This window comes from Brevundimonas sanguinis (assembly GCF_029636725.1).
GTDB lineage: Bacteria > Pseudomonadota > Alphaproteobacteria > Caulobacterales > Caulobacteraceae > Brevundimonas > Brevundimonas sanguinis.
In genome coordinates this window covers 2,659,102-2,683,733 of sequence record NZ_CP116770.1, presented here as the reverse complement: position 1 = coordinate 2,683,733, position 24,632 = coordinate 2,659,102, and the positions used below count along the sequence as shown (strand labels likewise).

General features: G+C 67.7%; 23 protein-coding genes and 1 pseudogene. 17 read left to right on the top strand and 7 right to left on the bottom strand.

Annotated features, from left to right (window positions below; all coding sequences use genetic code 11):
• The first annotated feature begins 160 nt into the window (after positions 1 to 160).
• The 3 genes from rpsA (at position 161) to mscL (ending at position 2,818) form a co-directional block, all read left to right on the top strand.
• Positions 161 to 1,858: a 30S ribosomal protein S1 gene (rpsA, locus tag PIB44_RS13225; RefSeq protein WP_025977935.1), complete on the top strand. Its 1,698-nt coding sequence runs from the start codon at positions 161 to 163 to the stop codon at positions 1,856 to 1,858.
• A gap of 233 nt (positions 1,859 to 2,091) precedes the next feature.
• Entirely contained in the window at positions 2,092 to 2,382 is a 291-nt protein-coding gene (locus tag PIB44_RS13220; protein ID WP_025977934.1) for an integration host factor subunit beta, read from the top strand.
• 22 nt (positions 2,383 to 2,404) lie between these two features.
• Positions 2,405 to 2,818 (top strand): large-conductance mechanosensitive channel protein MscL, encoded by a 414-nt coding sequence (mscL, locus tag PIB44_RS13215; protein ID WP_025977933.1) that lies wholly within the window; start codon positions 2,405 to 2,407, stop codon positions 2,816 to 2,818.
• A 43-nt stretch (positions 2,819 to 2,861) separates the two neighbouring features.
• On the opposite strand, the gene PIB44_RS13210 is transcribed toward mscL, so the two are convergent.
• A complete protein-coding gene (locus PIB44_RS13210) occupies positions 2,862 to 4,028 on the bottom strand; it encodes a GNAT family N-acetyltransferase (protein ID WP_278069717.1) in 1,167 nt (388 codons plus the stop codon).
• Positions 4,029 to 4,378: 350 nt separating this feature from the next.
• Here PIB44_RS13210 and PIB44_RS13205 point away from each other — a divergent pair, with 350 nt between their 5' ends.
• Positions 4,379 to 6,229, top strand: a complete 1,851-nt coding sequence (locus tag PIB44_RS13205; protein ID WP_278069716.1) for a peptide MFS transporter — start codon at positions 4,379 to 4,381, stop codon at positions 6,227 to 6,229.
• A 139-nt stretch (positions 6,230 to 6,368) separates the two neighbouring features.
• Here PIB44_RS13205 and PIB44_RS13200 read toward each other — a convergent pair whose 3' ends face one another.
• Positions 6,369 to 8,432, bottom strand: coding sequence for a TonB-dependent receptor plug domain-containing protein (locus tag PIB44_RS13200; protein WP_278069715.1), 2,064 nt, complete (start codon positions 8,430 to 8,432; stop codon positions 6,369 to 6,371).
• A 170-nt stretch (positions 8,433 to 8,602) separates the two neighbouring features.
• Here PIB44_RS13200 and PIB44_RS13195 point away from each other — a divergent pair, with 170 nt between their 5' ends.
• Positions 8,603 to 9,520 carry a TraB/GumN family protein gene (locus tag PIB44_RS13195; RefSeq protein WP_278069714.1) on the top strand — a complete coding sequence of 306 codons (918 nt, stop codon included), beginning with the start codon at positions 8,603 to 8,605 and terminating at the stop codon, positions 9,518 to 9,520.
• A gap of 16 nt (positions 9,521 to 9,536) precedes the next feature.
• Here the strand turns inward: PIB44_RS13195 and tldD are convergent, their stop codons facing one another.
• The 4 genes and pseudogenes from tldD to PIB44_RS13175 form a co-directional block, all read right to left on the bottom strand.
• On the bottom strand, positions 9,537 to 10,967 hold the full coding sequence (tldD, locus tag PIB44_RS13190) for a metalloprotease TldD (RefSeq protein ID WP_025977928.1): 1,431 nt from the start codon (positions 10,965 to 10,967) through the stop codon (positions 9,537 to 9,539).
• A gap of 106 nt (positions 10,968 to 11,073) precedes the next feature.
• Positions 11,074 to 11,853 (bottom strand): GIN domain-containing protein, encoded by a 780-nt coding sequence (locus tag PIB44_RS13185; protein WP_025977927.1) that lies wholly within the window; start codon positions 11,851 to 11,853, stop codon positions 11,074 to 11,076.
• 22 nt (positions 11,854 to 11,875) lie between these two features.
• Positions 11,876 to 12,442 (bottom strand): DUF1700 domain-containing protein, encoded by a 567-nt coding sequence (locus PIB44_RS13180; protein ID WP_278069713.1) that lies wholly within the window; start codon positions 12,440 to 12,442, stop codon positions 11,876 to 11,878.
• 116 nt (positions 12,443 to 12,558) lie between these two features.
• Positions 12,559 to 12,870: pseudogene (locus tag PIB44_RS13175) on the bottom strand (PadR family transcriptional regulator); the annotation flags it as partial.
• A 275-nt stretch (positions 12,871 to 13,145) separates the two neighbouring features.
• Between PIB44_RS13175 and coxB the strand changes: the two are divergent.
• The 11 genes from coxB to PIB44_RS13120 all read left to right on the top strand — a co-directional run bounded on the left by coxB (position 13,146) and on the right by PIB44_RS13120 (position 23,328).
• The gene (gene coxB, locus PIB44_RS13170; RefSeq protein ID WP_025977924.1) at positions 13,146 to 14,105 is read left to right on the top strand and encodes a cytochrome c oxidase subunit II; all 960 of its coding nucleotides are present in this window, start codon (positions 13,146 to 13,148) and stop codon (positions 14,103 to 14,105) included.
• A gap of 23 nt (positions 14,106 to 14,128) precedes the next feature.
• Positions 14,129 to 15,775 (top strand): cytochrome c oxidase subunit I, encoded by a 1,647-nt coding sequence (gene ctaD, locus PIB44_RS13165; RefSeq protein ID WP_025977923.1) that lies wholly within the window; start codon positions 14,129 to 14,131, stop codon positions 15,773 to 15,775.
• 63 nt (positions 15,776 to 15,838) lie between these two features.
• A complete protein-coding gene (gene cyoE, locus PIB44_RS13160) occupies positions 15,839 to 16,816 on the top strand; it encodes a heme o synthase (RefSeq protein ID WP_082891398.1) in 978 nt (325 codons plus the stop codon).
• Positions 16,817 to 16,822: 6 nt separating this feature from the next.
• Positions 16,823 to 17,080, top strand: a complete 258-nt coding sequence (locus tag PIB44_RS13155; protein WP_025977921.1) for a cytochrome c oxidase system small membrane protein — start codon at positions 16,823 to 16,825, stop codon at positions 17,078 to 17,080.
• Positions 17,077 to 17,640, top strand: coding sequence for a cytochrome c oxidase assembly protein (locus tag PIB44_RS13150; RefSeq protein WP_025977920.1), 564 nt, complete (start codon positions 17,077 to 17,079; stop codon positions 17,638 to 17,640). The genes PIB44_RS13155 and PIB44_RS13150 overlap by 4 nt, the downstream gene beginning before the upstream one ends.
• Before the next feature lie 54 nt (positions 17,641 to 17,694).
• Entirely contained in the window at positions 17,695 to 18,573 is an 879-nt protein-coding gene (locus PIB44_RS13145; protein WP_134581551.1) for a cytochrome c oxidase subunit 3, read from the top strand.
• Positions 18,574 to 18,632: 59 nt separating this feature from the next.
• Positions 18,633 to 18,998 carry a DUF983 domain-containing protein gene (locus PIB44_RS13140; protein ID WP_278069712.1) on the top strand — a complete coding sequence of 122 codons (366 nt, stop codon included), beginning with the start codon at positions 18,633 to 18,635 and terminating at the stop codon, positions 18,996 to 18,998.
• On the top strand, positions 18,995 to 19,705 hold the full coding sequence (locus tag PIB44_RS13135) for an SURF1 family protein (protein WP_278069711.1): 711 nt from the start codon (positions 18,995 to 18,997) through the stop codon (positions 19,703 to 19,705). Before PIB44_RS13140 ends, PIB44_RS13135 begins: the two co-directional genes overlap by 4 nt.
• A 65-nt stretch (positions 19,706 to 19,770) precedes the next feature.
• Positions 19,771 to 20,991: a M16 family metallopeptidase gene (locus PIB44_RS13130; protein WP_278071000.1), complete on the top strand. Its 1,221-nt coding sequence runs from the start codon at positions 19,771 to 19,773 to the stop codon at positions 20,989 to 20,991.
• Positions 20,992 to 21,047: 56 nt separating this feature from the next.
• On the top strand, positions 21,048 to 21,650 hold the full coding sequence (locus PIB44_RS13125; RefSeq protein ID WP_278069710.1) for a GNAT family N-acetyltransferase: 603 nt from the start codon (positions 21,048 to 21,050) through the stop codon (positions 21,648 to 21,650).
• Positions 21,651 to 21,660: 10 nt separating this feature from the next.
• Complete coding sequence (locus tag PIB44_RS13120) at positions 21,661 to 23,328, top strand: putative bifunctional diguanylate cyclase/phosphodiesterase (protein ID WP_253120707.1); 1,668 nt, start codon at positions 21,661 to 21,663, stop codon at positions 23,326 to 23,328.
• A gap of 31 nt (positions 23,329 to 23,359) precedes the next feature.
• Here PIB44_RS13120 and PIB44_RS13115 read toward each other — a convergent pair whose 3' ends face one another.
• Positions 23,360 to 23,941: a YqgE/AlgH family protein gene (locus PIB44_RS13115; protein WP_278069709.1), complete on the bottom strand. Its 582-nt coding sequence runs from the start codon at positions 23,939 to 23,941 to the stop codon at positions 23,360 to 23,362.
• Positions 23,942 to 24,074: 133 nt separating this feature from the next.
• Here PIB44_RS13115 and PIB44_RS13110 point away from each other — a divergent pair, with 133 nt between their 5' ends.
• Positions 24,075 to 24,563, top strand: coding sequence for a peroxiredoxin (locus PIB44_RS13110; protein ID WP_025977911.1), 489 nt, complete (start codon positions 24,075 to 24,077; stop codon positions 24,561 to 24,563).
• Positions 24,564 to 24,632: the final 69 nt, after the last annotated feature.

The following is a 24,632-nucleotide window of genomic DNA, read 5'->3' as shown; positions in this document are numbered from 1 at the left end:
CGATCTCCTCGACGGCCGCGGGCGTTCTGGCTTTCTGTCGTCGCGCTTTTCCAGCGCGTGTCGCCTCGCCTCGTGACGACCTGACTTCCCCTTTCTCACCCCCTTCGCGCGCGACCATCCGGCCGTGCGCGTTTCGCTTTCATCAACCTCAAGAGTTTCCATGACCGAAACCCTCAACCCCACTCGCGACGATTTCGCCGCGCTCCTCGACGAACAACTGCAAGGCCGCGACCTTGGCGAAGGCCAGGTCGTCCACGGCCGCGTCGTCGGCATTGAAAAAGACATCGTCATCATCGACGTCGGTCTGAAGACCGAAGGCCGCATCGCCATGCGCGAGTTCGGCCAGGGCGACGGCGCTGTCCTGCCCAAGGTCGGCGACAACGTCGAAGTCTATCTGGAGCGCGTCGAAAACGCCCTGGGTGAAGCGGTCATCAGCCGCGACAAGGCTCGCCGCGAAGAGGCCTGGACCCGTCTGGAAGCCGTGTTCGCCGAAGGCCAGCCGGTCAACGGCGCCATCGTCGGCCGCGTCAAGGGCGGCTTCACGGTCGACCTGGGCGGCGCCTCGGCCTTCCTGCCCGGCTCGCAAGTCGACATCCGTCCGGTCCGCGACGTCGGCCCGCTGATGGGCAAGGAACAGCCCTTCGCCATCCTGAAGATGGACCGTCCGCGCGGCAACATCGTCGTCTCGCGTCGCGCCATCCTGGAAGAAGCCCGCGCTGAACAGCGCACCGAGCTGGTCGGCCAGCTGCAAGAGGGCGAAGTCCGCGAAGGCGTCGTCAAGAACATCACCGACTACGGCGCGTTCGTCGACCTGGGCGGCATCGACGGCCTGCTGCACGTCACGGACATGTCGTGGAAGCGCGTGTCGCACCCGTCGCAGGTCCTGGCCGTCGGCGACACCGTCAAGGTCCAGATCGTCAAGATCAACCCGGACACCCAGCGCATCTCGCTCGGCATGAAGCAGCTGCAGTCGGATCCGTGGGACGGCGTCGAAGCCAAATACCCGGTCAACGCCAAGTACACCGGCCGCGTCACCAACATCACCGACTACGGCGCCTTCGTGGAGCTGGAGCCGGGCGTTGAAGGCCTCGTCCACGTGTCGGAAATGTCCTGGACCAAGAAGAACGTCCACCCGGGCAAGATCGTCTCCACCTCGCAGGAAGTGGACGTGGTCGTCCTGGACGTCGACAGCGCCAAGCGTCGTATCTCGCTGGGCCTGAAGCAAGCCCAGAACAACCCGTGGGAGGCCTTCCTGGAGGCTCACCCGGTCGGTTCGACCGTCGAGGGCGAAGTCAAGAACGCCACCGAGTTCGGCCTGTTCGTCGGCCTGGACAACGACATCGACGGCATGGTCCACCTGTCGGACCTGGACTGGAACGTGTCGGGCGAAGAAGCCATCCAGCGTTACCGCAAGGGCGAGACGATCAAGGCCAAGGTCCTGGACGTCGACATCGACAAGGAGCGCGTCTCCCTGGGCGTCAAGCAGCTCGGCGGCGACCCGATGGAAGGCGACGTCTACAAGCGCGGCCAGCAGATCACCGTCACCGTGACGGCGATCGAGACCGGCGGCATCGAGGTCAAGTTCGGTGAAGACGACGCGCCGGTCACGGCCTTCGTCCGCAAGTCGGACCTCTCGCGCGACCGCAACGAGCAGCGCACCGAGCGCTTCGCCGTGGGCGACCGCGTCGACGCCATGATCACCGGCGTCGACAAGGCCACGCGCCGCGTCTCCGTCTCGATCAAGGCCCTCGAGATGAAGGACGAACAGGAAGCCATCGAGCAGTTCGGGTCGTCGGACTCGGGCGCCTCGCTGGGCGACATCCTGGGCGCCGCGCTCAAGAACGCAGCCAAGGACTAATCGTCCTCGGTGATCGGGAAACGGGGCGGCCGGAGCGATCCGGCCGCCCTTTTTCTTTGGCCGCGACCCTGGCTCTTTGCGACGTATTTTCTTCCTCACGCGGCCCATCGGCGGCGAAACCTGCCACGCTGGAATGCAAGAAACCTTCACGACGATGCGTTTTGCCCTTTCTTCCTGTGGCGACAGGCGGTTAGGGTGTCTTCCCGGACGGTGAAACCATGGCGGGGGCCTGAATGATCAAGTCTGAACTGATCGAGAAGTTGGCGGCTGAGAACCTGCACCTCACCCATGCCGAGGTGGAGCGGGTCGTAAATGTGATCCTCGGCTGCATGACTGACACCCTGTCCGAAGGCGGACGGGTCGAGCTTCGCGGCTTCGGCGCCTTTTCGGTGCGCAGCCGACCGGCGCGGACGGGGCGCAACCCCCGCACCGGCGAAACGGTCGAGGTCCCGGCCAAGGCCGTGCCCTTCTTCAAGAGCGGCAAGGAGCTGCGCGAGCGGCTGAACGCCTCCGGCGACGCCTGATATCATCTGAAAGACTGATTCAATGAGCCTGCTGTCCGAGTTTCGGGAATTCGCCGCGCGCGGCAACGTCGTCGACCTGGCGGTCGGGGTCATCATCGGGGCCTCGTTCGGCAAGATCGTCACCAGCCTGGTCGATCAGGTGGTGATGCCGCCAATCGGCCTGCTGCTGGGCCGGGTGGACTTCTCCAAGCTGGAGTGGGTCCTGGTGCCGGAAGACCCGGCGACAGAGGCGGTCGAGAAGGTGGCCATTCAATACGGCGCCTTCATCAACACCCTGATCCAATTCCTGATCGTGGCCTTCGTGGTTTTCCTGATGGTCAAGATGGTCAACAAGCTGCGCCGCGAGCAGCCGGCCGGGCCTGAGGCGCCCGCTGCGCCGACGCCGACCGAAGCGCTGCTGGCCGAAATCCGCGACGAGCTGAAGGCGCGCTCCTAAACGGCGGCGCCGGACGAGGGCCGCAACCGGCCCTCGTTTCCCTTCATGCCCGCGCCTGCACCGCTTGAGCGCGCAGGGGCGTCGACGCCAGCCTCAGGGCGGCGCTGGCGCGCGCCGGCAGGGGGCGCAGACAGAAGGAATAGTCGCCGTCATAGGGCGTGGGCCGCCAGCCCGCGTCCTGCATCCCATCGTCGAAGGCGATGTGACAGTGGCCCCAGCCGCCCTCGCGCCAGGCCTTTTGGCCCAGTCGGCCCAGGGCGGCGAGCAGGTCGGGCGACACCACCTGCAGCCGCACCTTGGCGGCGCCCAGCGCCGGCGCCATGCGACGCAGGCCCTCGACCAGCGCCTGGACCGCCGTCGAATCATTGTCCAGCGCGACCAGGTCGATGATCTCCAGGATCGGCGGCTCCAGCGGCGTCTGCTTGTTCAGCATGGCCACCGCGAAACCCGTCAGGCGCCCGCCGTCGCGATAGGCCAGGCTCAGCGGCGGCACCGTCAGATCGGGGTCCGACAGACGCCAGCGCATGATGTCCGGGCTGCGGTCCGCCATCAGCCGCCCCTCGGCGCGCAGGGCCGTCCAGAACCGGGCGTAGTCCGAGCGCTGCGACAGGTCGGGGCTGAGGCTGACCCCGTCTGGCAGGCGGCTTTCGGCCTGACGCAGGCGGCGCTCGCCGTTGAGGCGGGGCAGGGGGGACAGCTGCTCGCCCAGCAGGCGCGCCAGCGTCGGAGCGCGGTCCACGACCTCGCGCAGGCCCCGTCCATACAGGCAGGCCGCCGGGTCGATCAGCCAGGACAGCTTCAGCGTATGGGTTTCGGGCGGCCAGGGAACCATGCCGTGCCGCTGGTACAGCGGACTGGAGCGGGCGTTGGCGTTCAGCGTGTAGCGGGCGAAACAGGCGGGTTGGTCGATGAAGGCGTTGATCAGGGCCCGGCTGCGGCCCCGCTGCGCCGGAGGCACGACGATGGAATAGCCCGTCGCGGCGTGCAGGCGTTGATCGTTGCTCCAGAAGCGCTGGATGAAGTTGCCGACGAAGGCTTCAGGCCCGGCGCCGTGGTCGATCACCCAGCCGTGCGGGGCGTCGATCTCGGCCGAGGCCGGGTTCGCCATCAACCAGCGCCAGCCCGCCGCCGACCGTTCCGGCCACCATACGCTGCTGTGCAGTCGATTGACGGCCTCGAGATCGCTTTCGTTGAACGGGCGCAACGACATGTCTGTTTGAATCTCCCCAGCCCAGTTTCGGCGTTCGAGGAGCGTGCGCGAAATATGTGTAGAATGATCTAATCACCCTCAAAACGCGAACTTTGCGACGATCAGGCGCCCGTCGGCGGCCAAGATTTGGCCGTTAACGCTTGTTTGCAATCCGTGACCGTGCTGTTTCTGGACGCTTCCACGCCCGTCGGGGGCGTCAGACAATGGAGCTTGCCGTTGAGCACGACGGACGGAGGGGGCGCGCGACCTGCGCGCCGGCCCGGCACTCGAGGGGGCGACGCCCAGGCGATGGCCCAGACGGTGACTGTGAATAAGGCGAAGTCGATCATGATCTGCGCGGGGGCCCAGGCATGAATATCGTCATCGCCATCGGTCTGATCATCACCCTGGTCACGGGCGTGCCCGTGCTGATGCAGATCCTGAAACACCACCCGCGCGGACTGATCATCCTGTTCTTCGCGGAGATGTGGGAGCGCTTCTCCTACTATGGGATGCGCGGCATCCTGATCTTCTTCCTGACCCAGCACTTCCTGTTCGACGACGCCCAGGCCGGTTCGGCCTACGGCTCCTACACCTCGCTGGTGTACCTGCTGCCGCTGCTGGGCGGCATGATGGCCGACCGCTTCATCGGCACGCGCAAGGCCGTGGCGTTCGGCGCCCTGCTGCTGGTGGCCGGTCACGGCATGATGGCCTTCGAGGGGCGTCCCGCCACCGAAACCCTGACCTATCAGGGCGCGGCCTATGAAATCTCGGCCGAGGGCCGCGGCGCCGCGCGCGACGTGGGCCTGATGGTCAACGGCCAGAAATACGCCTTCGCCCCGGTCGAGAACGGCCTGGCGATCCAGAACCTGCCGCAGGACGCGCCGATCCCGGCCGTGCTGCCGACCGGCGACTACAAGATCGAGGTCACCCGCGACCTGGCGGGCATCAACGTCTTCTACCTGGCCATCGCCCTGATCATCATGGGGGTGGGCTATCTGAAGCCGAACATCTCCACCATCGTGGGGCAGCTGTATCCTGACGGCGACCCGCGCCGGGATTCGGGCTTTACCCTCTACTATTACGGCATCAACCTGGGGGCCTTCTGGGCCGCGGTGCTGTGCGGCTATCTGGGCCAGACGGTCGGCTGGTGGGCGGGCTTCGGCCTGGCCGGGGTCGGCATGGCGCTGGGCTGGGTCGTCTTCGTCCTGGGCAAGCCGCTGCTGCAGGGCAAGGGCGAGCCGCCGGTCGAAGGCGAGCTCAACAAGCCCTTCCTGGGCCCGCTGAACCGCGAGTGGTCGATCTATCTGCTCAGCGTGCTGGGCGTCGGCGTGGTGTGGTTCATGGTTCAGCGCAACGCCCTGGTGGGCTGGGTGCTGGGCGCCGCCACCGTCGCGTCGCTGGCCTTCATCGCCTATATCATCGTCAAGGTCTGCGAGAACCGCATCCAGCGCGAACGCATGATGCTGGCGGTGGTGCTGATCTTCGGCTCGGTGGTCTTCTTCACCCTGTTCGAACAGGCCGGCACCTCGCTGAACCTGTTCGCCGACCGTAACGTCGACCTCAGCCTGACGCCGACGGCGGTTCAGTTCCTGGGCGTCACCGTCGGCACCCCGGCCCAACTGGCGGCGGCGGGCATCACGCCCACGGGCTTCTGGATCGACGCCACGGTGACGGCGGCGCAGACCCAGTCGTTCAACGCCGGCTTCATCCTGATCTTCGCGCCGATCATGGCGGCCCTGTGGGCCTTCCTGGGCCGACGCAACATGGACCCCAACCCGGTGCTGAAGTTCGGCCTCGGCCTGCTGCAGGTCGGCCTGGGCTTCATGATCGTGGTGTGGGGCGCCGGCCTGGCCGATTCGGCCTTCCAGATGCCGGTGCTGCTGCTGGGCCTGCTCTACATGTTCCACACCCTTGGCGAGCTGTTCCTGTCGCCGGTGGGCCTGTCGGAAATCACCAAGCTGTCGCTGGCCAAGGTCGTCAGCTTCATGATGGCCGTGTGGTTCCTGGCCTCGTCGATTGCTCAGTACGTCGGCGGCTGGATCGCCGGTCTGGCCGGGACCGAGACGGTCGGCGGCCAGGTGCTGGACCCGGGCGCCGCGCTGCGCACCTCGCTGGAGGTGTTCGGCATGCTGGGCGTGTGGGGCATGGGCATCGGCGTCGGTTTCATCGTCCTCAGCTTCTTCATCAAGGGCTGGTCGCACGAGAAGGCGCCGCACTAGAGCAAAAAGCCGGTCCGGCGTTCGCGCGCCGGACCGGCCGACCATCAAAGGAAAGGGCGGCGTCTCGCAGGAGGCGCCGCCCTTTTCAGTTGTCCGGGGAAAGGCCCCGGCTGGTTCCGGGGCGCGTGGTTTCAATTCCTCAGAAGGTCTTGCGCAGCCGGATCTGATAGAAGGTGCGCGGGTCGATGAAGCGGTTCTCGACAAAGGCGATCGGCCGCGTCTCGCGATCCGCGAACTGGGTGAGCTGGACGTTGAAGTCGTCCCAGATGTTGATCTGGGCGCGGATCGACAGGGTCGGCGTCGGCTTATACTCGCCCCACAGCTCATAGTAGTCGTGACCGCGCCAGCCCGAGATCTGGTCCGGACGATAGTTCTGCTGGCCCAGAAGGGGGATCCAGGCGCCGCCCCACTGCATCTTCCAGCGCGTGATGTCCTGCTGGAAGGTGATGGTCGCCTGACTGGCGCGGACGCCGGAGATGGGGCGGATCTCGCCGGTGGTCGGGTCGGTGACTTCGGTGTGGTTCCAGGTGTTGCGGAAGCCGAACTTGCCGCCCGAGACGCCCAGTTTGTCGGTCGGAACGGTGACGTTCAGCACCAGCTGGTCCAGCGTCCCGTCGCCGATATTGCCCACGGCGGCGTAACCGCCTTCCAGGGGGATGACGTCGATGGCGTCGGTGATCTCGTCATGGCGCAGGCCGATGCTGACGACGCCTTCGCCCCAGAAGCGTTTTTCATAGGTCAGTTCTGCGACCCAGCGCGATTCGGGATGCAGGTTCACATTGCCGCCGAAGACATTGCCGTCGGCGAACTCGGCCGAGGCGGCGAAGTCGCTGAAGTCCAGCTGACCGACGGTGCGCTCCAGCCGCAGGCGCAGCTGATTGTTGGCCGCCGGGGTCCAGGTGGCCAGCAGGCGCGGCTTGGCGAAGAAGAAGCTCTTTTCCTGATCCGCGTCGCCGGACTGGCTGATGGTCGAGGATTCCAGCCGCAGGCCGCTTTCCAGCGTCCACTTCGGGTTGATGCGCCAGGTCGCCTTGCCGAACAGTTCGCCGCGCGTCTCCTCGACCTTGACCGAGGCGGAGGGCAGGGGAACGCCGACGCCGTCGACCGAATAGGCCTGGTCGCGCTGCATCATGTTGTAGGCGATTTCGCCGCCCGCCTCGAAATCCATCGACGGGGTCCGCTCATAGCGCACCAGGCCGCGCAGGATGGTTTCGGATGACTTGCCGTCAGAACTGAACAGTTGTTCCGGGCTCTGGACGTCAACCACCCGGCCGCGTGAGACCGAGGCCGAGTCATAGTCGCCGAACTCATGGATGAAGCGGGTTTCCAGCTTCAGCTTCTCGGACAGGGGGCGGGTGTAGACGACGCCGAACTCGCCGCTATTACCGTCTTCATCATACAGGCTTTCGCGCAGCACGCCGGGCGCGGTCTGGCGGTTGATGTTGTGCCAGTCGTTGATCCCATAACGCGCCGTCAGGTCGACCTTGCCGCCCAGGAAAGGACTGGAGAAGTTGCCGCGGATCGAGTTCCCGCCGCCGTAGCCGTCGTTGTAGTAATCTTCGGCGCGCAGGGTCTCTCCGTTCGGGCCGACCCGGCGCAGCGGACCGGCGCCGTTGGAGTCGCTCATGGAGATGCCGTCGCTTAAGGTCACGCCCCAGGTGCGATCGCCCTTGCGCTCGGTGAACTGATAGGAGCCGCCGAACAGGTCCTGGCCGCCCTCGAACAGATTGGCGTTGAAGGTGGCGATATGCTCGCGGCTGACCGTGTTTTTCAGGATGACGTTGGCGACGACGGAATAGCCCTGCATCTCGATGCCCGGCGCCCCGCCGCGGATCAGTTCGATACGCTCGACCTGGCTGGCCACGGTGCGGCTCAGCACGTTGGAGCCGGTGTCGTTCTTGGAGGCCGGGCGCGAGCCGTTGATCAGGACGTTGCCGACGGCGCCTTCAAAGCCACGCGCGCCGTCGCCGTCGTTGACCGAGAAGCCCGGCACCCGGTTGACCATGTCCAGCGCCGTGTTGGGGCGGGCGTCGACGAAGAAGTCGGGGGTGAAGATCAGCACGGCCTGGTCGCCGGGGACGGCGGACTGCCGGGCCGGGGCGTCGGCCCGATCAGCGGCCCGATCAGCGGCCAGGGCGGCGGCCGGCGCGGCGGCGGCCAGCAGCAGTGCGGTGGTCGCCAGCAGGGCGCTCTTGGTGTTCATCTGTCCTCTCCCTCGGTGTCGGCCGAGGTGTGGACGGGCCGTGTTGCGATCTCCAGTTACAAGCTGGACAGGTGGATTAAATCGCGGACAGCATTACGGGGATTTCATTACAGCCAGGAAAAAGGAATGAATATAACGCTGAAATGCATAGCCGCTCTTCTTCCCTAGTCTTGTCGTTAGTTTCGGCTTTCGCCCTGTCGGTCGGGACGGCGAAAGCGCAAGAGGCGGCGGCTCCCAATACGGTCGAGGACGTCGTGGTCACCGCCCGTCGTATCGAGGGGCCGATGTGGGAGGTCCGGCGCGGCGACAGCGTGCTGTTCCTGGTCGGGGCCATAGAAGGCCTGCCGCGCGACATGGAATGGCGCACCGACGCCCTGCTCTCGGCGGTCGAGCGGGCCGACCGGGTGCTGTTTCCTATTCAGGGGCAGGCGTCTCTGGCGGATGTCGGACGCCTCGTCTGGCGCATCCGCACCCTGACGCGCCAGCCGGATGGACGGACCAGCGCCGACTACCTGTCGCCAGAACTGGAGGCGCGGGTCCAGCGGATCACGGGCGAGGGGCCCAGCCGCAAGAGTTTCATGATGCTGTCGGCGGACCTGATGGAGCACGGCGGCTACGCCCGCCGGGCGCGCCCCGTCTCCGAAATCGTGCGCCGCGCCGCCCGCGCCAACAAGAAGGCGGCTGAGCCGGTGGGCGTCTATCGCGGCGACGAGATGATCGACAAGGTGCTGACCACGCCGCCCGAAGCGTATCTGAACTGCATGGAGGCCGCGACGACGGCGGCCGAGGCCGGGCCGGGAAACGGCGCCCAGCGGGTCGAGGACTGGCGGCAGCGACGCGTCCCCGACGTCCTGGCCTCGACGCTGGATCAAGCGGTCGACGCCTGCTCCTACTGGTCGGTGATGGGGCAGGGCAAACGGCTGCGTGATGTCTGGCGTCAAGGCATGGCCCAGTCCCTGTCCGAGGCGGGGGTCACTGTCGCCATAGTGCCGCTCAGGCTGCTGGCCGAACCGAACGGTATGCTGGATCAACTGGCGCGAGAGGGGCTCGATCCGCTGGGTCCCGATTGGCGCGCCCCCCAGCCTTGATGCAAGACCGGGGCGGTCAGACCGCCGTGCCGCCGACCGTCAAGCCGCCGATCTTGAGGCTGGGCTGGCCGATGCCGACGGGGACGCCCTGGCCGGCCTTGCCGCAGGTGCCGACGCCGGGGTCGAAGGCGAAGTCGTCGCCGATCATCTGGATCTGGGTCAGGGCCGTGGCCCCGTCGCCGATCAGGGTGGCGCCGCGCACAGGCGCGGTGATCTTGCCGTCCTCGATCAGATAGGCCTCGGTGCACTGGAAGACGAATTTGCCGTTGGTGATGTCCACCTGGCCGCCGCCGAAGTTGGCGGCGTAGAGGCCGCGCTTGGTCGAGGCGATCATGTCGGCCTGCGAATCCTTGCCGCCTTCCATGAAGGTGTTGGTCATGCGCGGCATCGGCGTGTGGGCGAAGGACTGGCGGCGGCCGTTGCCGGTGGCGTTCGCGCCCAACTGACGCGCCGACAGCCGGTCGTGCATCAGGCCGACCATGATGCCGTCCTCGATCAGCACGGTGCGCGAGGTCGGGGTGCCTTCGTCGTCGAACGACAGGGAGCCGCGACGGCCGGCGATGGAGCCGTCATCCACGACCGTCACGCCCGGCGCGGCGACCCGCTTGCCCATCATGCCGGTGAACACCGACGAACCCTTGCGGTGGAAGTCGCCCTCGAAACCGTGGCCGACGGCCTCGTGCAGCAGGACGCCGGGCCAGCCCGCGCCCAGAACCACGTCCATTTCGCCCGCCGGGCAGTCGACGGCCTCCAGATTGACCAGGGCCTGACGCAGGGCCTCGTCGACCTGGGCCTGCCAGCGTTCGGGGGCGATCCATTCCTCGAAGCCCGCGCGGCCGCCGGCTCCGGACGAGGCGCTTTCGCGCTTGCCGTCCTTCTCGACGGTGACGGAGACGTTCAGCCGCACCAGCGGGCGCAGGTCGCTGAGCAGCCGCCCGTCGCCGCGCAGGATGTCGATGGCGCGGCGCTCGCCGACCAGGGAGGCCGAGACCTGCACCACGCGCGGATCGCGGGCGCGGGCCCAGGCGTCGATCTCGGCCAGCAGGGCGATCTTGTCCGAGAAGGCCGGGGCCAGCAGCGGATCGACCGGATCATAGAGGCGTTGGTTGGTGGCGCGCGGCGCCTCGGCGGCGGTTCCGTCATAGCCGCGCTTGGCGAGCGCAGCGCTGTCGGCGGCGCGGCGGATGGCGGCGGCGGAGATTTCGTTGGCGTGGGCGTAACCGGCCGTCTCGCCCGCCACCACGCGCAGGCCGAAGCCCTCCACCGCGTCATAGGAGGCGCCCTTCAGCCGACCGTCGTCGAAGACCAGGGATTCGCTCTCGGTCTTTTCGAGGAACAGCTCCCCGTCGTCGGCGCCCGCCAGGGCGGTCTGCAGGATCGACAGGGCCTCGTCCGGGGCTACGCCCGCGGCGTCGAGGATGGGGGAGGGGGAGGCGGCGTTGCTCATGGAGGCTAGATAGGGGCTGAGGAGCGCCGCGTCACGGCCCGCAAAGCAATCGGCCCCTCTCGCCGTGCGAAAGGGGCCGATCAGGCGGTCAGTCGGTGGGCGTGGATCAGTCCTGCGACACCTCGCCGGAGCCGCTGACCGACTGGCGCAGTTCGCCGGGGCGGCGGGTCAGGCGGACCTCGCCGCTGCCCGAGACGTCGACCTCGGCCTTGCCGCTGGGGCCGACGCGGACATCGCCCGAGCCGCTGACCTGGACCTTGGCGTCCTCGACGATCAGTTCGTCGAGGCGGGCGTCGCTGGAGCCCGAGGCGTCCACCGTTACGGCGCCGGTGCGGCCCTGAACGCGCACGTCCGACGCGCCGGTCAGGGTCAGGTCCAGCGTCGGCTGGTCATAGCCGCGGATCTTCAGCTCGGTCGGGCCGGACAGGTCGAAGGCCTTCACCGAGGGCGCCTTGATGATGATCTTCAGGGCGTCGGTCTCGCTCCAGCCGCGAATGCCGGTGCGGGTCCAGCGGACATAGCTGCGGTCGCCGCGCGGGGCTTCCTCGAGCGTCAGGCGGCCGTTGGCGAAGCGGACGCGGTTCACCACCGTCTCGGCGCCCGTGACGGTGATGCCCGGCGCGTCGGCCTGCTGGTCGTAGACGACGTCGGCGGGGATGTTGATGGCCAGACGCTCGTCGCCCGTCCATGCGATGGTGCGCGTGGCGTCCGGCGACACCTGGCCGCGCTCGACGGTGAAGCCGCTGTCGCCGGCCTCGTCGTCGGTGATCACCCAGGTCCAGTCGTGGCGGGCCAGGTCGCGGCCGCCCACGGCGAAGGCGCCGCCGAAACCGACGATGGCCAGGATCAGGCCTGCGCCGGAGATGATGAGCAGATTGCGGATCATGACGTGTTCTCCCCTCTGTCGCTTAGGCCTGGGGTTCCAGGGCGGGTTTGATGACGCGGTAGTGCAGCCGGGCGTACCAGACGGTGGCGTCGATCAGCCACTTGGTCAGCAAGGCCATGGTTCCGACCATGAAGATGCCCAGACCCATCAGGCCGACGCCCAGCAGCGCGGCGGCCAGCGCCCCGCCCGGCAGGCCCATGAAGGCGCCCGCCACCATGACGAAGCCGCCGGCGATGAAGACGCCGACCCCTCCCAGCAGCAGGGACAGCACCGTGCCGAAGACGGGCAGGGCGATCGGCAGCAGGATCAGGATGTCGATGGCGCCCAGACCCAGGATGCCGAACACGGCCCCGGCGGCGGACGACGCCGACGGCTCCTGACGCCAGCGCTTGGCGCCGGCCTCGGCCTTCAGTTCGCGGGCCAGGCGATCGGGATCGCCCAGGGCCTCAGCCACCTCGGCCTCGCTGCGTCCGGCGGCGGCGCCGTCGGCGAAGTGGGCTTCGTAGTCGGCGACGATCTCATTGGCGGCGGCGGCGGGCAGGCCCACCAGGCCGCGGCGCAGGCGCGCCAGAAATTCCGCGCGGTTCATTGGTCCTCTCCCCTGTCAGCTTGGGCGGTCGATTCGGTTTGGGCGCTCTGGTCGAGCAGGGCGGGCGTTTCCGCCGGGGCCTGGGCGACGATGACGGATTCGCCTTCATCGCCCGCGATCAGGGCCTCGACGGCGCGGGCGAAGGCCCGCCACTCGCCGGTCTGGCCGTCCAGGGCGCGGCGCCCCGCATCGGTCAGTCGATAATATTTCCGCGACGGGCCGCTGGATGATTCGACCATATAGGTCTCGACCAGGCCGTCGGTCTGCATCCGCCGCATCAGCGGATAGATGGTGCCTTCGCCCATGCCGATGGCGTCGGACAGGCGGCTGGCGATCTCATAGGCGTAGCTGTCGCGCCGGGCGAGCAGCGCCAGGACACACAGCCCCAGCACGCCTTTCTTCAGTTGAATGTCGATGGTGTCGCGCATGGCCTCCCTGCGGGCCTCCCTCTTGGGCATCCCTGTCTGGATGACGAAGAGGTATCGCAAGGTATCTTGTGGTGCAAGGTAGCTGTTCAAACATGACAGCGAATTAATCGACCGCATTTTGTCGAGACGGCGCCCTAGGTGCGCTTGATCGCTTGGCAAGGGCGATCCGAGCCGATAAGGACCGGCCCATGACACGCCGAGGTCCTCTGGGCCCGGCGACGCTTGCGAATTGCTCGCAAACGTCTGCTGCTGAACGGTTTATGAGGACTTCTCTAATGGGGATGGGCATGCGAGCCATGGCGCGGTTGGGAGGCGGTATCGCCGCGACCGCCCTTGCCGCCATTTTCGCCGCGCCGGCGATGGCGCAGGATGTGTTGGGTCAGCCGGTTCCGGCGGGCCTGGGCCTGCAGACGGCCGCCGCGCCGCTGGCGCATGAGGCTCACTTCTTCCACAACATCGTGCTGATGCCGGTCATCACCGCCATCTGCGTGCTGGTGCTGGTTCTGCTGGTGTGGATCGCGATCCGCTACAACAAGCGCGCCAATCCGACTCCGGCCAAGTGGAGCCACAACACCCTGATCGAAGTGATCTGGACGGTGGTGCCGGTGCTGATCCTGGTCGGCATCTCCCTCTTCTCGTTCCGCCTGCTGTTCGCCTACCACGACTATCCGGATGCGGACGTCACGGTGAAGATCACCGGCAACCAGTGGAACTGGGGCTATGAATATCCGGACCAGGGCGTGGCCGAGTACATCTCGAACATGCTGCCGGAAGACAAGACGACCAAGCAACTGTACCGCCTGGCCGCCGATGAGCCGATGGTGGTGCCGGTCGGCGAGAACGTCCGCCTGCTGATCACCGCTTCGGACGTCATCCACGCCGTCGCCATTCCGGCCTTCGCGATCAAGGTCGACGCCGTTCCGGGCCGTATGAACGAGACCTGGTTCCGCGCCGAGAAGGAAGGCGACTACTACGGCCAGTGCTCTGAACTGTGCGGCGTCGACCACGCCTTCATGCCGATCCACGTCAAGGTGGTCAGCAAGCAGGCCTTCGCCGAATGGGTCGCCTCCAAGGGCGGCTCGATGACCAAGGCGGCTGACGAAGCCGCTGCTGCGGCCGCGCCCGCCGCCGCCGAAGCGCCCGCCGCTCCGGCTGCCGGCGCCGCCGCCCCGACCGACGCCGCGCCTGCGGCCCCCGCAACCGCCGCCGCGCCCGCCGCGCCGGCTGCTCAGTAAGAGAGACGCGAGAGCCCAGACCGATGGCCACCGCAGCTGTTCACGATCCGCACGACCACAAGCCGGGTTTCTTCACCCGCTGGTTCCTGTCGACCAACCATAAGGACATCGGGCTTCTGTACCTGATGTTCGCCATCTTCACCGGCCTCATCGGCGGCGCCCTGTCGGGCCTGATCCGGTGGGAGCTGGCGGAGCCGGGCATCCAGATCTTCAAGGAAGGCTCCTTCGTCCAGTATCTGGGCCTGGTTGAGGCTTCCAAGCACGGCTACAACGCCACCGTCACGGCGCACGCCCTGATCATGGTGTTCTTCGTCGTCATGCCGGCGACGATGGGCGGCTTCGGCAACTACTTCATCCCGATCATGATCGGGGCGCCGGACATGGCCTTCCCGCGTCTGAACAACATTTCGTTCTGGCTGATCTTCTTCGCCTTCGTGCTGCTGATCCTGTCGATGTTCGTCGACGGCGGGCCGGGGCGCGGGTTCGGCGGGGGCTGGACCTCCTATCCGCCGCTGTCGACCATGGGTCACGCAGGGCCGTCGTTCGACCTGGCGATCTTCTCGCTGCACGTCGCCGGCGCCTCGTCGATCCTGGGCGCGATCAACTTCATCACCACCATCTTCAACATGCGCGCGCCGGGCATGACCCTGCACCGCATGCCGCTGTTCGCCTGGGGCGTGCTGATCACCGCCTTCCTGCTGCTGATCTCGCTGCCGGTTCTGGCGGGCGCCATCACCATGCTGCTGTCGGACCGTAACTTCGGCACGTCGTTCTTCGACCCGGCCGGCGGCGGCGACCCGGTGATGTACCAGCACCTGTTCTGGTTCTTCGGCCACCCCGAAGTGTACATCATGATCCTGCCGGGCTTCGGCATGATCTCGCACATCGTCTCGACCTTCTCGAAGAAGCCGATCTTCGGCTACCTCGCGATGGCCTACGCCATGGTCGCCATCGGCTTCATCGGCTTCATCGTGTGGGCGCACCACATGTATACGGTCGGCATGAGCGTGAATCTGCGCGCTTATTTCGTGGCCGCGACCATGATCATCGCCGTGCCCACGGGCGTGAAGATCTTCAGCTGGATCGCCACCATGTGGGGCGGCTCGATCACCTTCAAGACGCCCATGCTGTGGGCGATGGGCTTCATCTTCCTGTTCACCGTCGGCGGCGTGACCGGCGTGGTCCTGTCGAACGCCGGCATCGACTACAGCCTGCACGACACCTACTACGTCGTGGCGCACTTCCACTACGTGCTGTCGCTGGGCGCCATCTTCTCGATCTTCGCCGCCTTCTACTACTGGTACGAGAAGATGTTCGGGGTGAAGTACAACGAGTTCCTGGGCCAGGCGCACTTCTGGATCATGTTCATCGGCGTGAACCTGATCTTCTTCCCGCAGCACTTCCTGGGCCTGCAGGGCATGCCGCGTCGTTACGTCGACTATCCGGAAGCCTTCACCTACTGGAACTACGTGTCCTCGGTGGGCTACGTCATCACCATCGTCGGCGTCGGCGTCTTCCTGGTGATGCTGCTGGAGTCGGCCATCCGTCGCCGCAAGGCCGAGGCCAACCCGTGGGGCGAAGGCGCCACCACCCTGGAGTGGACCCTGTCCTCGCCGCCGCCGCACCACCAGTTCAACGAACTGCCGGTGGTCAAGGCGGACAACCACTGATCCTTATCGGATAGACCCGGAGAGGCCGCCCTTCCGCAACCGGAAGGGCGGCCTTTGCTCTTTATGACCATGACCGATCACCCCGCCCGCGAAACCCCGCTTGTCACCAGCGCCCAGCCGGAAGATTTCTTCCAGTTGCTGAAGCCGCGCGTCATGTCGCTGGTGGTGTTCACCGCGGTCACCGGACTGATCGTCGCGCCGGGACGGCTGGACTGGATCAACGCCGTCGTCGCCATCCTGTGCATCGCCATGGGGGCGGGGGCCGCCGGCGCGCTCAACATGGCGATCGAGGGCGAGACCGACGCCCTGATGCGCCGCACCCGGGGCCGGCCCGTCGCCGCCGGACGGGTGCGCAAGAACGACGCCATGGCCTTCGGCATGGTGTTGTCGGTCTTCTCGGTCATGCTGCTGGGCATGACGACCAATTGGCTGGCGGGCGGACTGCTGGCCCTGACCATCGTCTACTACGCCTGGCTCTACACCCTGGTGCTGAAGCGCCGCACGCCCCAGAACATCGTCATCGGCGGGGCGGCGGGCGCCTTTCCCCCGGTGATCGGCTGGGCCGCCGTGACGGGCGACGCCCCGTGGCAGGCCTGGCTGCTGTTCCTGATCATCTTCACCTGGACCCCGCCGCACACCTGGGCCCTGGCTCTTTATTCGGCCGGAGATTACGCCAAGGCGGGCATTCCGATGATGCCGGTGGCGCGCGGCGCCAAGTCCACCCGCCTGCAGATCCTACTCTACACCCTGGTCTTCGTGCCGGTGGCGATCGCCCCGGCGCTGACGGGGCTGGGCGGGCCCATCTATCTGGTGGTGTCGATCGTCGGCGGCGTGGCCTTCCTGGGCCTGGCGCTGCGGCTCTATCGCTCGCGCGCGGGCGATCAGCCCGACAAGGCCGAGGCCGTGGGACGAGAGGCCGCATTGTATGACGTCCGGGCCGAGGCCAAACCGGCCCGCAACCTGTTCGCCTTTTCCATTCTGTATCTTATGGCGCTGTTCTCGGCCCTCCTGGTCGAGCATTTGCCCGGCGTTGGAGGCTAAACCCCTATGTCCCAACTCAAATACATCAAGCTGACCGATGAGCAGGCCCGCGCGCGCAAGCGTCGCAATGTGGCCATCGCCCTGGGCCTGCTGGGGTTCATCGCCCTGGTCTACCTGGTCACCCTGTCGCGGATGAGCGCCAACAACGAGGCGCGCAAGGCGGCCGAGGCCGAGGCCCTGGCGACGCTGGAGCGCGCCGATCCGGCCCTGCCGCCTCCGGTTCAGCCGGACGCGCCCGCGTCCTCGGAGGCAGCCCGGCCGTGACCAAGCAGAACAAGGTCGCGATCCTGTGCGCGGCTCTGGTGCTGACGATGACCGGCGCGGCCTTTGCGGCGGTGCCCCTCTATCGCATCTTCTGTCAGGTGACGGGCTTTGACGGCACGGTGAAGCGGGCCGAGGCGGCCCCGACGCAGATCCTGGATCAGGAGGTGCTGATTCGGTTCGACACCAATGTGCGCGATCTGCCCATGACCTTCCGCGCCGAAACCCTGAGCCAGAAGGTGCGGATCGGCGAGACCGGCATGGCCTATTTCGAGGTGACCAACACCTCGAACCAGACCCTGCACGCCACGGCGGCCTATAATGTCGTGCCCGAGCGGGCGGGGCCTTATTTCCAGAAACTGCAGTGTTTCTGCTTCGAAGGTCAGGAAATCGCGCCGGGCGCGACGGTTTCCTTCCCGATTCAGTATTTCGTGGCGCCCGAACTGGCGACCGACGCCGAGGTGAAGGGCGTGCGCCAGATCACGCTGAGCTACACCTTCTTCCCGACCAAGGGCTTCCAGCAGGCGGCTGCGAACGACTCTGCTGTTGGCAAAGCCGGATAGCGAGGGCTATAGCCCTCTTCAAACATTCTCGCCTTGATTACAGAGACTCCAGGAATGGCCGACGCGCACGCGAAACCGCAACACGACTACCACCTGGTCGACCCCAGCCCGTGGCCGCTGGTCGGCTCCTTCTCCGCCTGCGTCATGTTCATCGGCGCCGTCGTGTGGATGAAGGGGCTGTTCGGCCTCGAAGCCGGCACCAAGTGGATGTTCTTCGTCGGCCTGGCCGGCGTCCTGTTCACCATGTTCTCGTGGTGGTCGGACGTGGTGAAGGAAAGCCGCAAGGGCGACCACACCCCCGTCGTCGGCATCGGCCTGCGTTACGGCATGGTGCTGTTCATCGCGTCGGAAGTGATGTTTTTCGTCTCCTTCTTCTGGATGTTCTTCGACATGGCGATCTTCAATGAATCGCGTGCGATCATCCCGGAAGTCGGCAACTGGATGGACACCGCCGCCGCCTGGAAGACCTGGCCGCCGACGGGCGTCGAGCTGCTGGATCCGTGGAGCCTGCCGCTCATGAACACGGTCATCCTGCTGCTGTCGGGCACGACCCTGACCTGGGCGCACCACGCCATCATCGCCGGCGACCGCAAGGCCGCCAAGATGGGCCTGCTGATCACCGTCCTGCTGGGCTTGCTGTTCACCGGCGTTCAGGCCTATGAGTATTACCACATCCTGCACGGCCACCTGTTCTTCAGCGAAGACGCGGCCCAGGCCAAGCTGTACGGTTCGATCTTCTTCATGACGACGGGCTTCCACGGCTTCCACGTCGCGGTCGGCACCATCTTCCTGGCTGTCTGCCTGCTGCGCCTCCAAGTCGGTCAGATGTCGCCGCAGAAGCACTTCGGCCTCGAAGCCGCCGCCTGGTACTGGCACTTCGTCGACGTGGTGTGGCTGTTCCTGTTCGTCTTCATGTACGTCGTCTTCGGTTGATCGAACACGACGGACAAGTCGAGCTTTCGTCGGCGCGGGGCCCCAGGTCCCGCGCCGATTTGCTTGTCTGGCCTGCCGTGCGCGCAGGGCTGAGGGGGCGCTGTCCCGCCTGCGGGCGCGGGCCGCTGTTCGATGGCTTCCTGAAGCGCCGTGCGTCCTGCGAGGCGTGCGGCTTTGATCTGGGCGCGGTCGAGACGGGCGACGGCGCGGCCACCTTCATCATGCAGATCGTCGGCTTCCTGGTCGGGTTTTCGGCGCTGGCGGTCGAGATCGCCTTCAGCCCGCCGATCTGGCTGCACCTTATCATCTGGCTGCCGCTGGTCGCCGGTCTGGCCCTGGCCTTGATGCGGCCGGGAAAGGGGTTGATGACGGCGCTTCAGATGCTGCGTCAGCGCAGCGACGATTCACACCGAGAGACCCGATGACCGACGCCGCCCGGCCTCGTTTTCCCTATGTCCTGACTGTCGTGACGGTGCTGGCGCTGGCCCTGCTGCTGACGCTGGGCGTGTGGCAGGCGCAGCGGCTGCAGTGGAAGCTGGACCTGATCGCCCGCTCCGAAGCGGCCGCCCGTCAGGCGCCGGTTCCGCTTGAGACCGCGCTGGCGCTGGAGGACCCCGAGTTCCGTCAGGCGATCGTCACCTGCCGCGGCCTGAACACGGCGCCCTTCGTCGAGTTGCAGACCATCGAGGACGGCGACGCCGGCGTGCGGCTGATCTCGGCCTGTCCGATTCAGGGGCGGGGGACCATTCTGGTCGATCGCGGCTTCCTGCCTGCCGAGGTCGCCGAACGTCCCGCCGTTCGCGCCGATGCGGCCATGCCGGTCGTGATCGCGGGCGTGGTGCGCCGGGCGACTGAGCCGAACGCCATGACGCCGCCGCCCTCGGGCCAGGTCTTCTACGGCCGCGACCAGACGGCGATGGCCAAGGCTCTGGGCGTGACCGGGCCGGTGTCGCCCTACACCGTCTATGCGACCACCTCGGCCAATCCCGAGCTGACGGCGCTGCGGCCCGTGGCGCCGCCCGCCGCCTTCAGCAACAATCACCTGGGCTACGCCCTGACCTGGTTCGGCCTGGCCGCCGTGCTGGTCGGCTTCTATGCGGCCGTGATGGTCCGCCGTTACCGTTCTGCCTGAGGACAATCGATCTGACTGCTCGCCTTCACACCCTGTCCAATGGCGTCCGCGTCGTGTGCGACCCCATGCCCGGCCTGCGCACCATCGCCGTGACGGTGGCCGTCAACGGCGGCGCCCGTATGGAGAACGAGGCGCAGTCCGGCTGGTCGCACCTGCTGGAGCATCTGGTCTTCAAGGGCGCGGGCGACATGGGCGCGCGCGAGATCGTCGAGCGTGTCGAGGCTGAGGGCGGCTCCATCAACGCCGCGACCGGCTATGAGCGCACCAGTTTCGACATCCGCGCCCTGAAGGGCAGCCTGCCTCTGGCCATGCAGGTGCTGTCGGATCTGGTGTTCCGCCCGACCCTGGCGCCCGAAGAGATCGAGCGCGAGAAGGACGTGGTGGCCCAGGAGATCGCCGAGGCCTTCGACACCCCCGACGACCATGTGTTCGAGATGGCCCAGACCCGCGCCTTCGTGGGGCAGGCGCTGGGTCGGCCGATCCTGGGCTCCATCGCCAGCCTGGCGCCGGTCGAGCGCGAGACGATCGGCGACTGGCGCCGACGTCTCTATTCGCCCGACCGCATGGTCGTGGCCGTCTCCGGCGGGGTGGACGAAGACGAGCTTCTGCCGCTGGCCGAGGCCTGGTTCGGCCATCAGACGGCGACGCCGACCGAGGCGCTGCCGCCGGCCGTCTTCGTCGGCGGCGAGGCGCGGCTGGCGCGCAAGATCGAACAGGCCAATCTGGTGTTCCAGCTGCCGACCATCGGCGCGCGCGACGAGCGGCTGCCCGCCCTGCGCCTGTTCACCGAAATCCTGGGCGGGGGGATGGCTTCGCGCCTGTTCCAGAGCGCGCGCGAGGATCGCGGCCTGGCCTACGCCATCGACGCCTATCACGAGACCTATGACGATCTGGGGCTGCTGGGCGTCTACGCCGGGGCGGCGGCCGAACGCTCGGTCGAGCTGGCCGAACTGTGCGCCGCCGAAATCCTGGACCTGGCCGAGCGGGGGCCCACGCCGCAGGAACTGGCGCGCGCCAAGGCGGTGTTGAACGCCAGCCTGTGGATGGCCGACGAAAGCCCGGCCAGCCGCGCGGGCCGCAATGCCGGCCAGACCCTGGTGTTCGGGGCGCCGGTCTCGTCCGAGGCGACGGCGGCCCGCATCGAGGCTCAAAGCGCCGAGGACCTGCGCGCCGTGGGGCGTGAGCTGGCGGCGACGGGCCGTTCGGCCAGCGCCGTGCTGGGGCCGCGCGGGGCGGGCGGGGCGGGCGCCGCCTTCCGCGCCGCCATGTTGGCAGCCGGCGGCTGACGTCATCTTTGTCGCCGGCGGCTGACGCCGGGGCTGCGACGGGTTATCCTGATCCCATGGCCCTGTTCGACTGGATGGCCGAGGCGACCGGACCGGTCCTGAACGGGCAGGGGGTCGTGCTGCGTCCGCCGCGCCCTTCTGATTATATGGCGTGGGCCTCCCTGCGCGAGGAGTCGCGCGCCTATCTGCAGCCGTGGGAGCCGGCCTGGCCCGAGGACGATCTGACCCGGGCCGCCTTTCGGCGCCGGCTGGGCGTCTATGCGCGCGAAATGGAGCTGGGCACGGCCTGGCCCCTGTTCATCTTCGATGGCGATGATGAAGCCCTGCTGGGCGCCGTCACCCTGTCCAACATCCGGCGCGGCGTCGCCGAGACCGGGACGCTGGGCTATTGGGTCGGCCAGCCGCACGCAGGGCGCGGGGTCGGCACCACGGCGGTGCGCGCCATGCTGGCTTACGCCTTCGGCCCGTTGAAGCTGCACCGGGTCGAGGCGGCGTGCCTTCCGACCAACTACGCCTCGCGCCGGGTGCTGGAAAAGGCGGGGTTCCGTCATGAGGGACTGGCGCGGGCTTATTTGAAAATTAACGGCCGCTGGGCAGATCATCTGCTGTTCGGCGTCCTGAACACCGAGTTCGCGCCCACCCTTCCTCAGTCATGTTAGCGGGTACGCTTTGAGTGCAAGATCCAGAGCGTTGACGTGGGACCCCACCACGGCCATCGAAGCCTTGGCTGCGGCGGACGCCGCGCTTTGGATTTGGACCCCCGCCGAGGATCAGATCCGCTTCACCGGCGCCACCCGGCCGCTGGGGCTGGGGCCGCTGGCGCCGCAATGCTCGGGCGCGGCCTTCACCGCCCTGACCATGCCGCAGGACCGCGCCCTGGCCGATCGGCTGCTGAAGCCGCAAGCCGAGGGGACCGAGATCGCCGTGCGTCTGCGGATGCGCGGGTGCGAGACCTGTCTATGGCGCGGGGTCTGGCTGGAAGACGGCCTGCGGGCGGCGGGCATCGTCGCCCTGGAGACCAAGTTCGCCGGGGCGGATCGCGACACGCTGACCGGGCTGCTGGACCGGCGGACCTTTCGCGTCCGCGTCGCCGAAACCCTGGCGCAGCCGGGCGAGTATGAACTGGTCGTGGGCGATCTGGACCGCCTGCGCCGCCTGAACGAGGCCCTGGGGCACGAGCGGGCGGACCTGGTGCTGTCGGCCTTGGGGTCGCGACTGTCGGCGGCCTTTTCCGAAAGCTGCGCCCCCGCCCGGATCGGCGAGGACGAGTTCGCCATCCTGGTGAAGCGCGGCGGGACCAGCGGCGGGGCCCGGATGCGCGAGGCGCTGGAACAGCCGCTGCGCATGGCCGGTTTCGACATCTATCCCACCCTGTCCATCGGGGCGGTGACGGCCGAGGGCGGCCCGGACGCCCCGGACCCGGCCGAACTCCTGCGCCGGGCCGAACTGGCGGTGGAGCAGGCCAAGACCGCCGGGCGCGGCGGGGCCGCCGCCTATGGTCGGGCGCTGGAAAGCGACAGCCTGTCGCGTCTGGCGCTGGAGGCGGACCTGCGCAACGCCTTCGTGCGCGGCGAGATCGAGCCCTTCTTCCAGCCGATCGTGAACCTGAACACCGGCGCCGTCGCCGGGTTCGAGGCGCTGGCGCGCTGGCGCCACCCCCGGCGCGGTCTGGTCCCGCCGGACGAGTTCCTGACCCTGGCCGATGAAATGGGCCTGATGAACGAACTGGGCCTGCTGATGATGACCCAGGCGGCGCGTCAGCTGGACGAGTGGCTGACCCGCCACCCCAATGCGGGGCGGCTGTTCTGCAGCGTCAACCTGTCGGTCGGCGAGATCGAACGCCCTTATCTGGTTGAGGACGTCGCCCGCATCATCAAGGAGACGGGCCTGCCGCGCGGCGCCCTGAAGCTGGAGGTCACCGAAGGCGACATCATGCGCGACACCGCCCGCGCCGCCGAGGTGCTGAAGGCCCTGCGCGAAGCCGGGGCCAGCCTGGCGCTGGACGACTTCGGCACCGGCTTCTCGTCGCTGTCCTACCTGGCCAAGCTGCCGTTCGACACGCTGAAGATCGACCGCTACTTCGTGCTGACGATGGACAAGGACGAGGGCTCGGCCAAGATCGTCAAATCGGTCGTCAACCTGGGCCGCGACCTGGCGCTGGAAGTCGTGGCCGAGGGGGTCGAGAACGCCGGCCTGGCCCGGCTGCTGCTGGCCGACGGCTGCCACTATGGTCAGGGATTCGGCTATGCGCCCGCCCTGCCCGCGCAGGAGGCCGAGGTCTATTTGAACGAGTCCCTCGCCGACGGTTCCGCGCCGATCAAGGGGCGCTCGGCTTAGCGATCCCCTCTCCCGGCGGGAGAGGGAGCGTTCAGGCCCGGCCGCTCTGGCTGGACAGGCGGGCGGCGTCGACGCCGAGGCCCGCCAGGGCGCGGCTCCACTTGGTGTCGTAGTCGGTGTCGAAGATCAGGGCGTCGTCGGCTTCTGCGGTCAGCCAGACGTTTTCGTTCAGCTCTTCCTCCAGCTGACCCTCGCCCCAGCCGGCGTAGCCCAGCAGCAGGATCGACCGGCGCGGGCCTTCGGCGTCGGCCATGGCGGTGAGGGCGTCGCGGGTGCCGGTCAGGGCCAGCCCCTCGCCGAAGCTGAGGCTGGTCTCGTCGCTGATCCAGTCGTCGGTGTGCAGAACGAAGCCGCGCTCGCGCTCGACCGGGCCGCCGATCAGCACTCGCCGGTCGCGCAGGCGGTCATCGCTGGGCGTATCCAGCGTCTCCAGCACCTCGGCCAGGGACACGCCGGGCGCGGGCTGGTCCAGGCGCACGCCCAGGGCGTGATCATCGTCGTGGGCGCAGATCAGGATGACGGCGTGGCGGAAGCGGTCGTCGTCGATGCCGGGCATGGCGACCAGCAGACGTCCGGTCAGGGAGGAGGCCGCCGGGGAGGAGGAGGTCTTCATCCCCCTATCATCGGGGCGCCGGCCTTCGGGCGCAAGACGGCGGGCGCCGGGGCGCTTGGCGTTCGGGCCGGGGATCTCTATCTGAACTCCATCGCGCTCCGGATCGGCCGGGCCGACATCCGGAGATCCCGACATGACCCTTTCGATCGGCGACCGCATTCCCGAGGCGACCCTGACCACCATGACCGCCGAGGGCCCCAAGCCGGTCACGACGGCCGAGCTGTTCGGCGGTAAGACCGTCGCCCTGTTCGCCGTGCCGGGCGCCTTCACCCCGACCTGCTCGGCGCGCCACCTGCCGGGCTATGTCGACCACCGCGCCGACCTGAAGGCCAAGGGCGTGGACACCGTGGCCTGCGTCTCGGTCAACGACGCCTTCGTCATGGGCGCCTGGGCCCAGGCCAACGACCTGAACGGGACCGACGACATCGTCATGCTGGCCGACGGCAACGGCGACTTCACCCGCGCCGTGGGCCTGGCGCTGGACGCCAAGGGCTTCGGCATGGGCGAGCGCTCGCAGCGTTACTCCATGCTGGTCAAGGACGGCGTCATCGACCAGTTGAACATCGAGCAGGGCGGCGAGTTCAAGGTGTCCTCGGCCGAGCACCTTCTGGCCCAGCTGTGATCCCCGGCGTCGCCCGCCGCTGGCCGGCCTGCAGCGCGCGGGGCTGAGGCCGTGGCGGGCGACGTCTTC

Excerpts from the sequence above, each read along its gene's own strand:
- rpsA (WP_025977935.1), top strand. The coding sequence starts at position 161 with ATGACCGAAACCCTCAACCCCACTCGCGACGATTTCGCCGCGCTCCTC.
- PIB44_RS13220 (WP_025977934.1), top strand. The coding sequence starts at position 2,092 with ATGATCAAGTCTGAACTGATCGAGAAGTTGGCGGCTGAGAACCTGCAC.
- mscL (WP_025977933.1), top strand. The coding sequence starts at position 2,405 with ATGAGCCTGCTGTCCGAGTTTCGGGAATTCGCCGCGCGCGGCAACGTC.
- PIB44_RS13210 (WP_278069717.1), bottom strand. The coding sequence starts at position 4,028 with ATGTCGTTGCGCCCGTTCAACGAAAGCGATCTCGAGGCCGTCAATCGA.
- PIB44_RS13205 (WP_278069716.1), top strand. The coding sequence starts at position 4,379 with ATGAATATCGTCATCGCCATCGGTCTGATCATCACCCTGGTCACGGGC.
- PIB44_RS13200 (WP_278069715.1), bottom strand. The coding sequence starts at position 8,432 with ATGAACACCAAGAGCGCCCTGCTGGCGACCACCGCACTGCTGCTGGCC.
- tldD (WP_025977928.1), bottom strand. The coding sequence starts at position 10,967 with ATGAGCAACGCCGCCTCCCCCTCCCCCATCCTCGACGCCGCGGGCGTA.
- PIB44_RS13185 (WP_025977927.1), bottom strand. The coding sequence starts at position 11,853 with ATGATCCGCAATCTGCTCATCATCTCCGGCGCAGGCCTGATCCTGGCC.
- PIB44_RS13180 (WP_278069713.1), bottom strand. The coding sequence starts at position 12,442 with ATGAACCGCGCGGAATTTCTGGCGCGCCTGCGCCGCGGCCTGGTGGGC.
- coxB (WP_025977924.1), top strand. The coding sequence starts at position 13,146 with ATGGGGATGGGCATGCGAGCCATGGCGCGGTTGGGAGGCGGTATCGCC.
- ctaD (WP_025977923.1), top strand. The coding sequence starts at position 14,129 with ATGGCCACCGCAGCTGTTCACGATCCGCACGACCACAAGCCGGGTTTC.
- cyoE (WP_082891398.1), top strand. The coding sequence starts at position 15,839 with ATGACCATGACCGATCACCCCGCCCGCGAAACCCCGCTTGTCACCAGC.
- PIB44_RS13155 (WP_025977921.1), top strand. The coding sequence starts at position 16,823 with ATGTCCCAACTCAAATACATCAAGCTGACCGATGAGCAGGCCCGCGCG.
- PIB44_RS13145 (WP_134581551.1), top strand. The coding sequence starts at position 17,695 with ATGGCCGACGCGCACGCGAAACCGCAACACGACTACCACCTGGTCGAC.
- PIB44_RS13135 (WP_278069711.1), top strand. The coding sequence starts at position 18,995 with ATGACCGACGCCGCCCGGCCTCGTTTTCCCTATGTCCTGACTGTCGTG.
- PIB44_RS13130 (WP_278071000.1), top strand. The coding sequence starts at position 19,771 with ATGCCCGGCCTGCGCACCATCGCCGTGACGGTGGCCGTCAACGGCGGC.
- PIB44_RS13125 (WP_278069710.1), top strand. The coding sequence starts at position 21,048 with ATGGCCCTGTTCGACTGGATGGCCGAGGCGACCGGACCGGTCCTGAAC.
- PIB44_RS13115 (WP_278069709.1), bottom strand. The coding sequence starts at position 23,941 with ATGAAGACCTCCTCCTCCCCGGCGGCCTCCTCCCTGACCGGACGTCTG.
- PIB44_RS13110 (WP_025977911.1), top strand. The coding sequence starts at position 24,075 with ATGACCCTTTCGATCGGCGACCGCATTCCCGAGGCGACCCTGACCACC.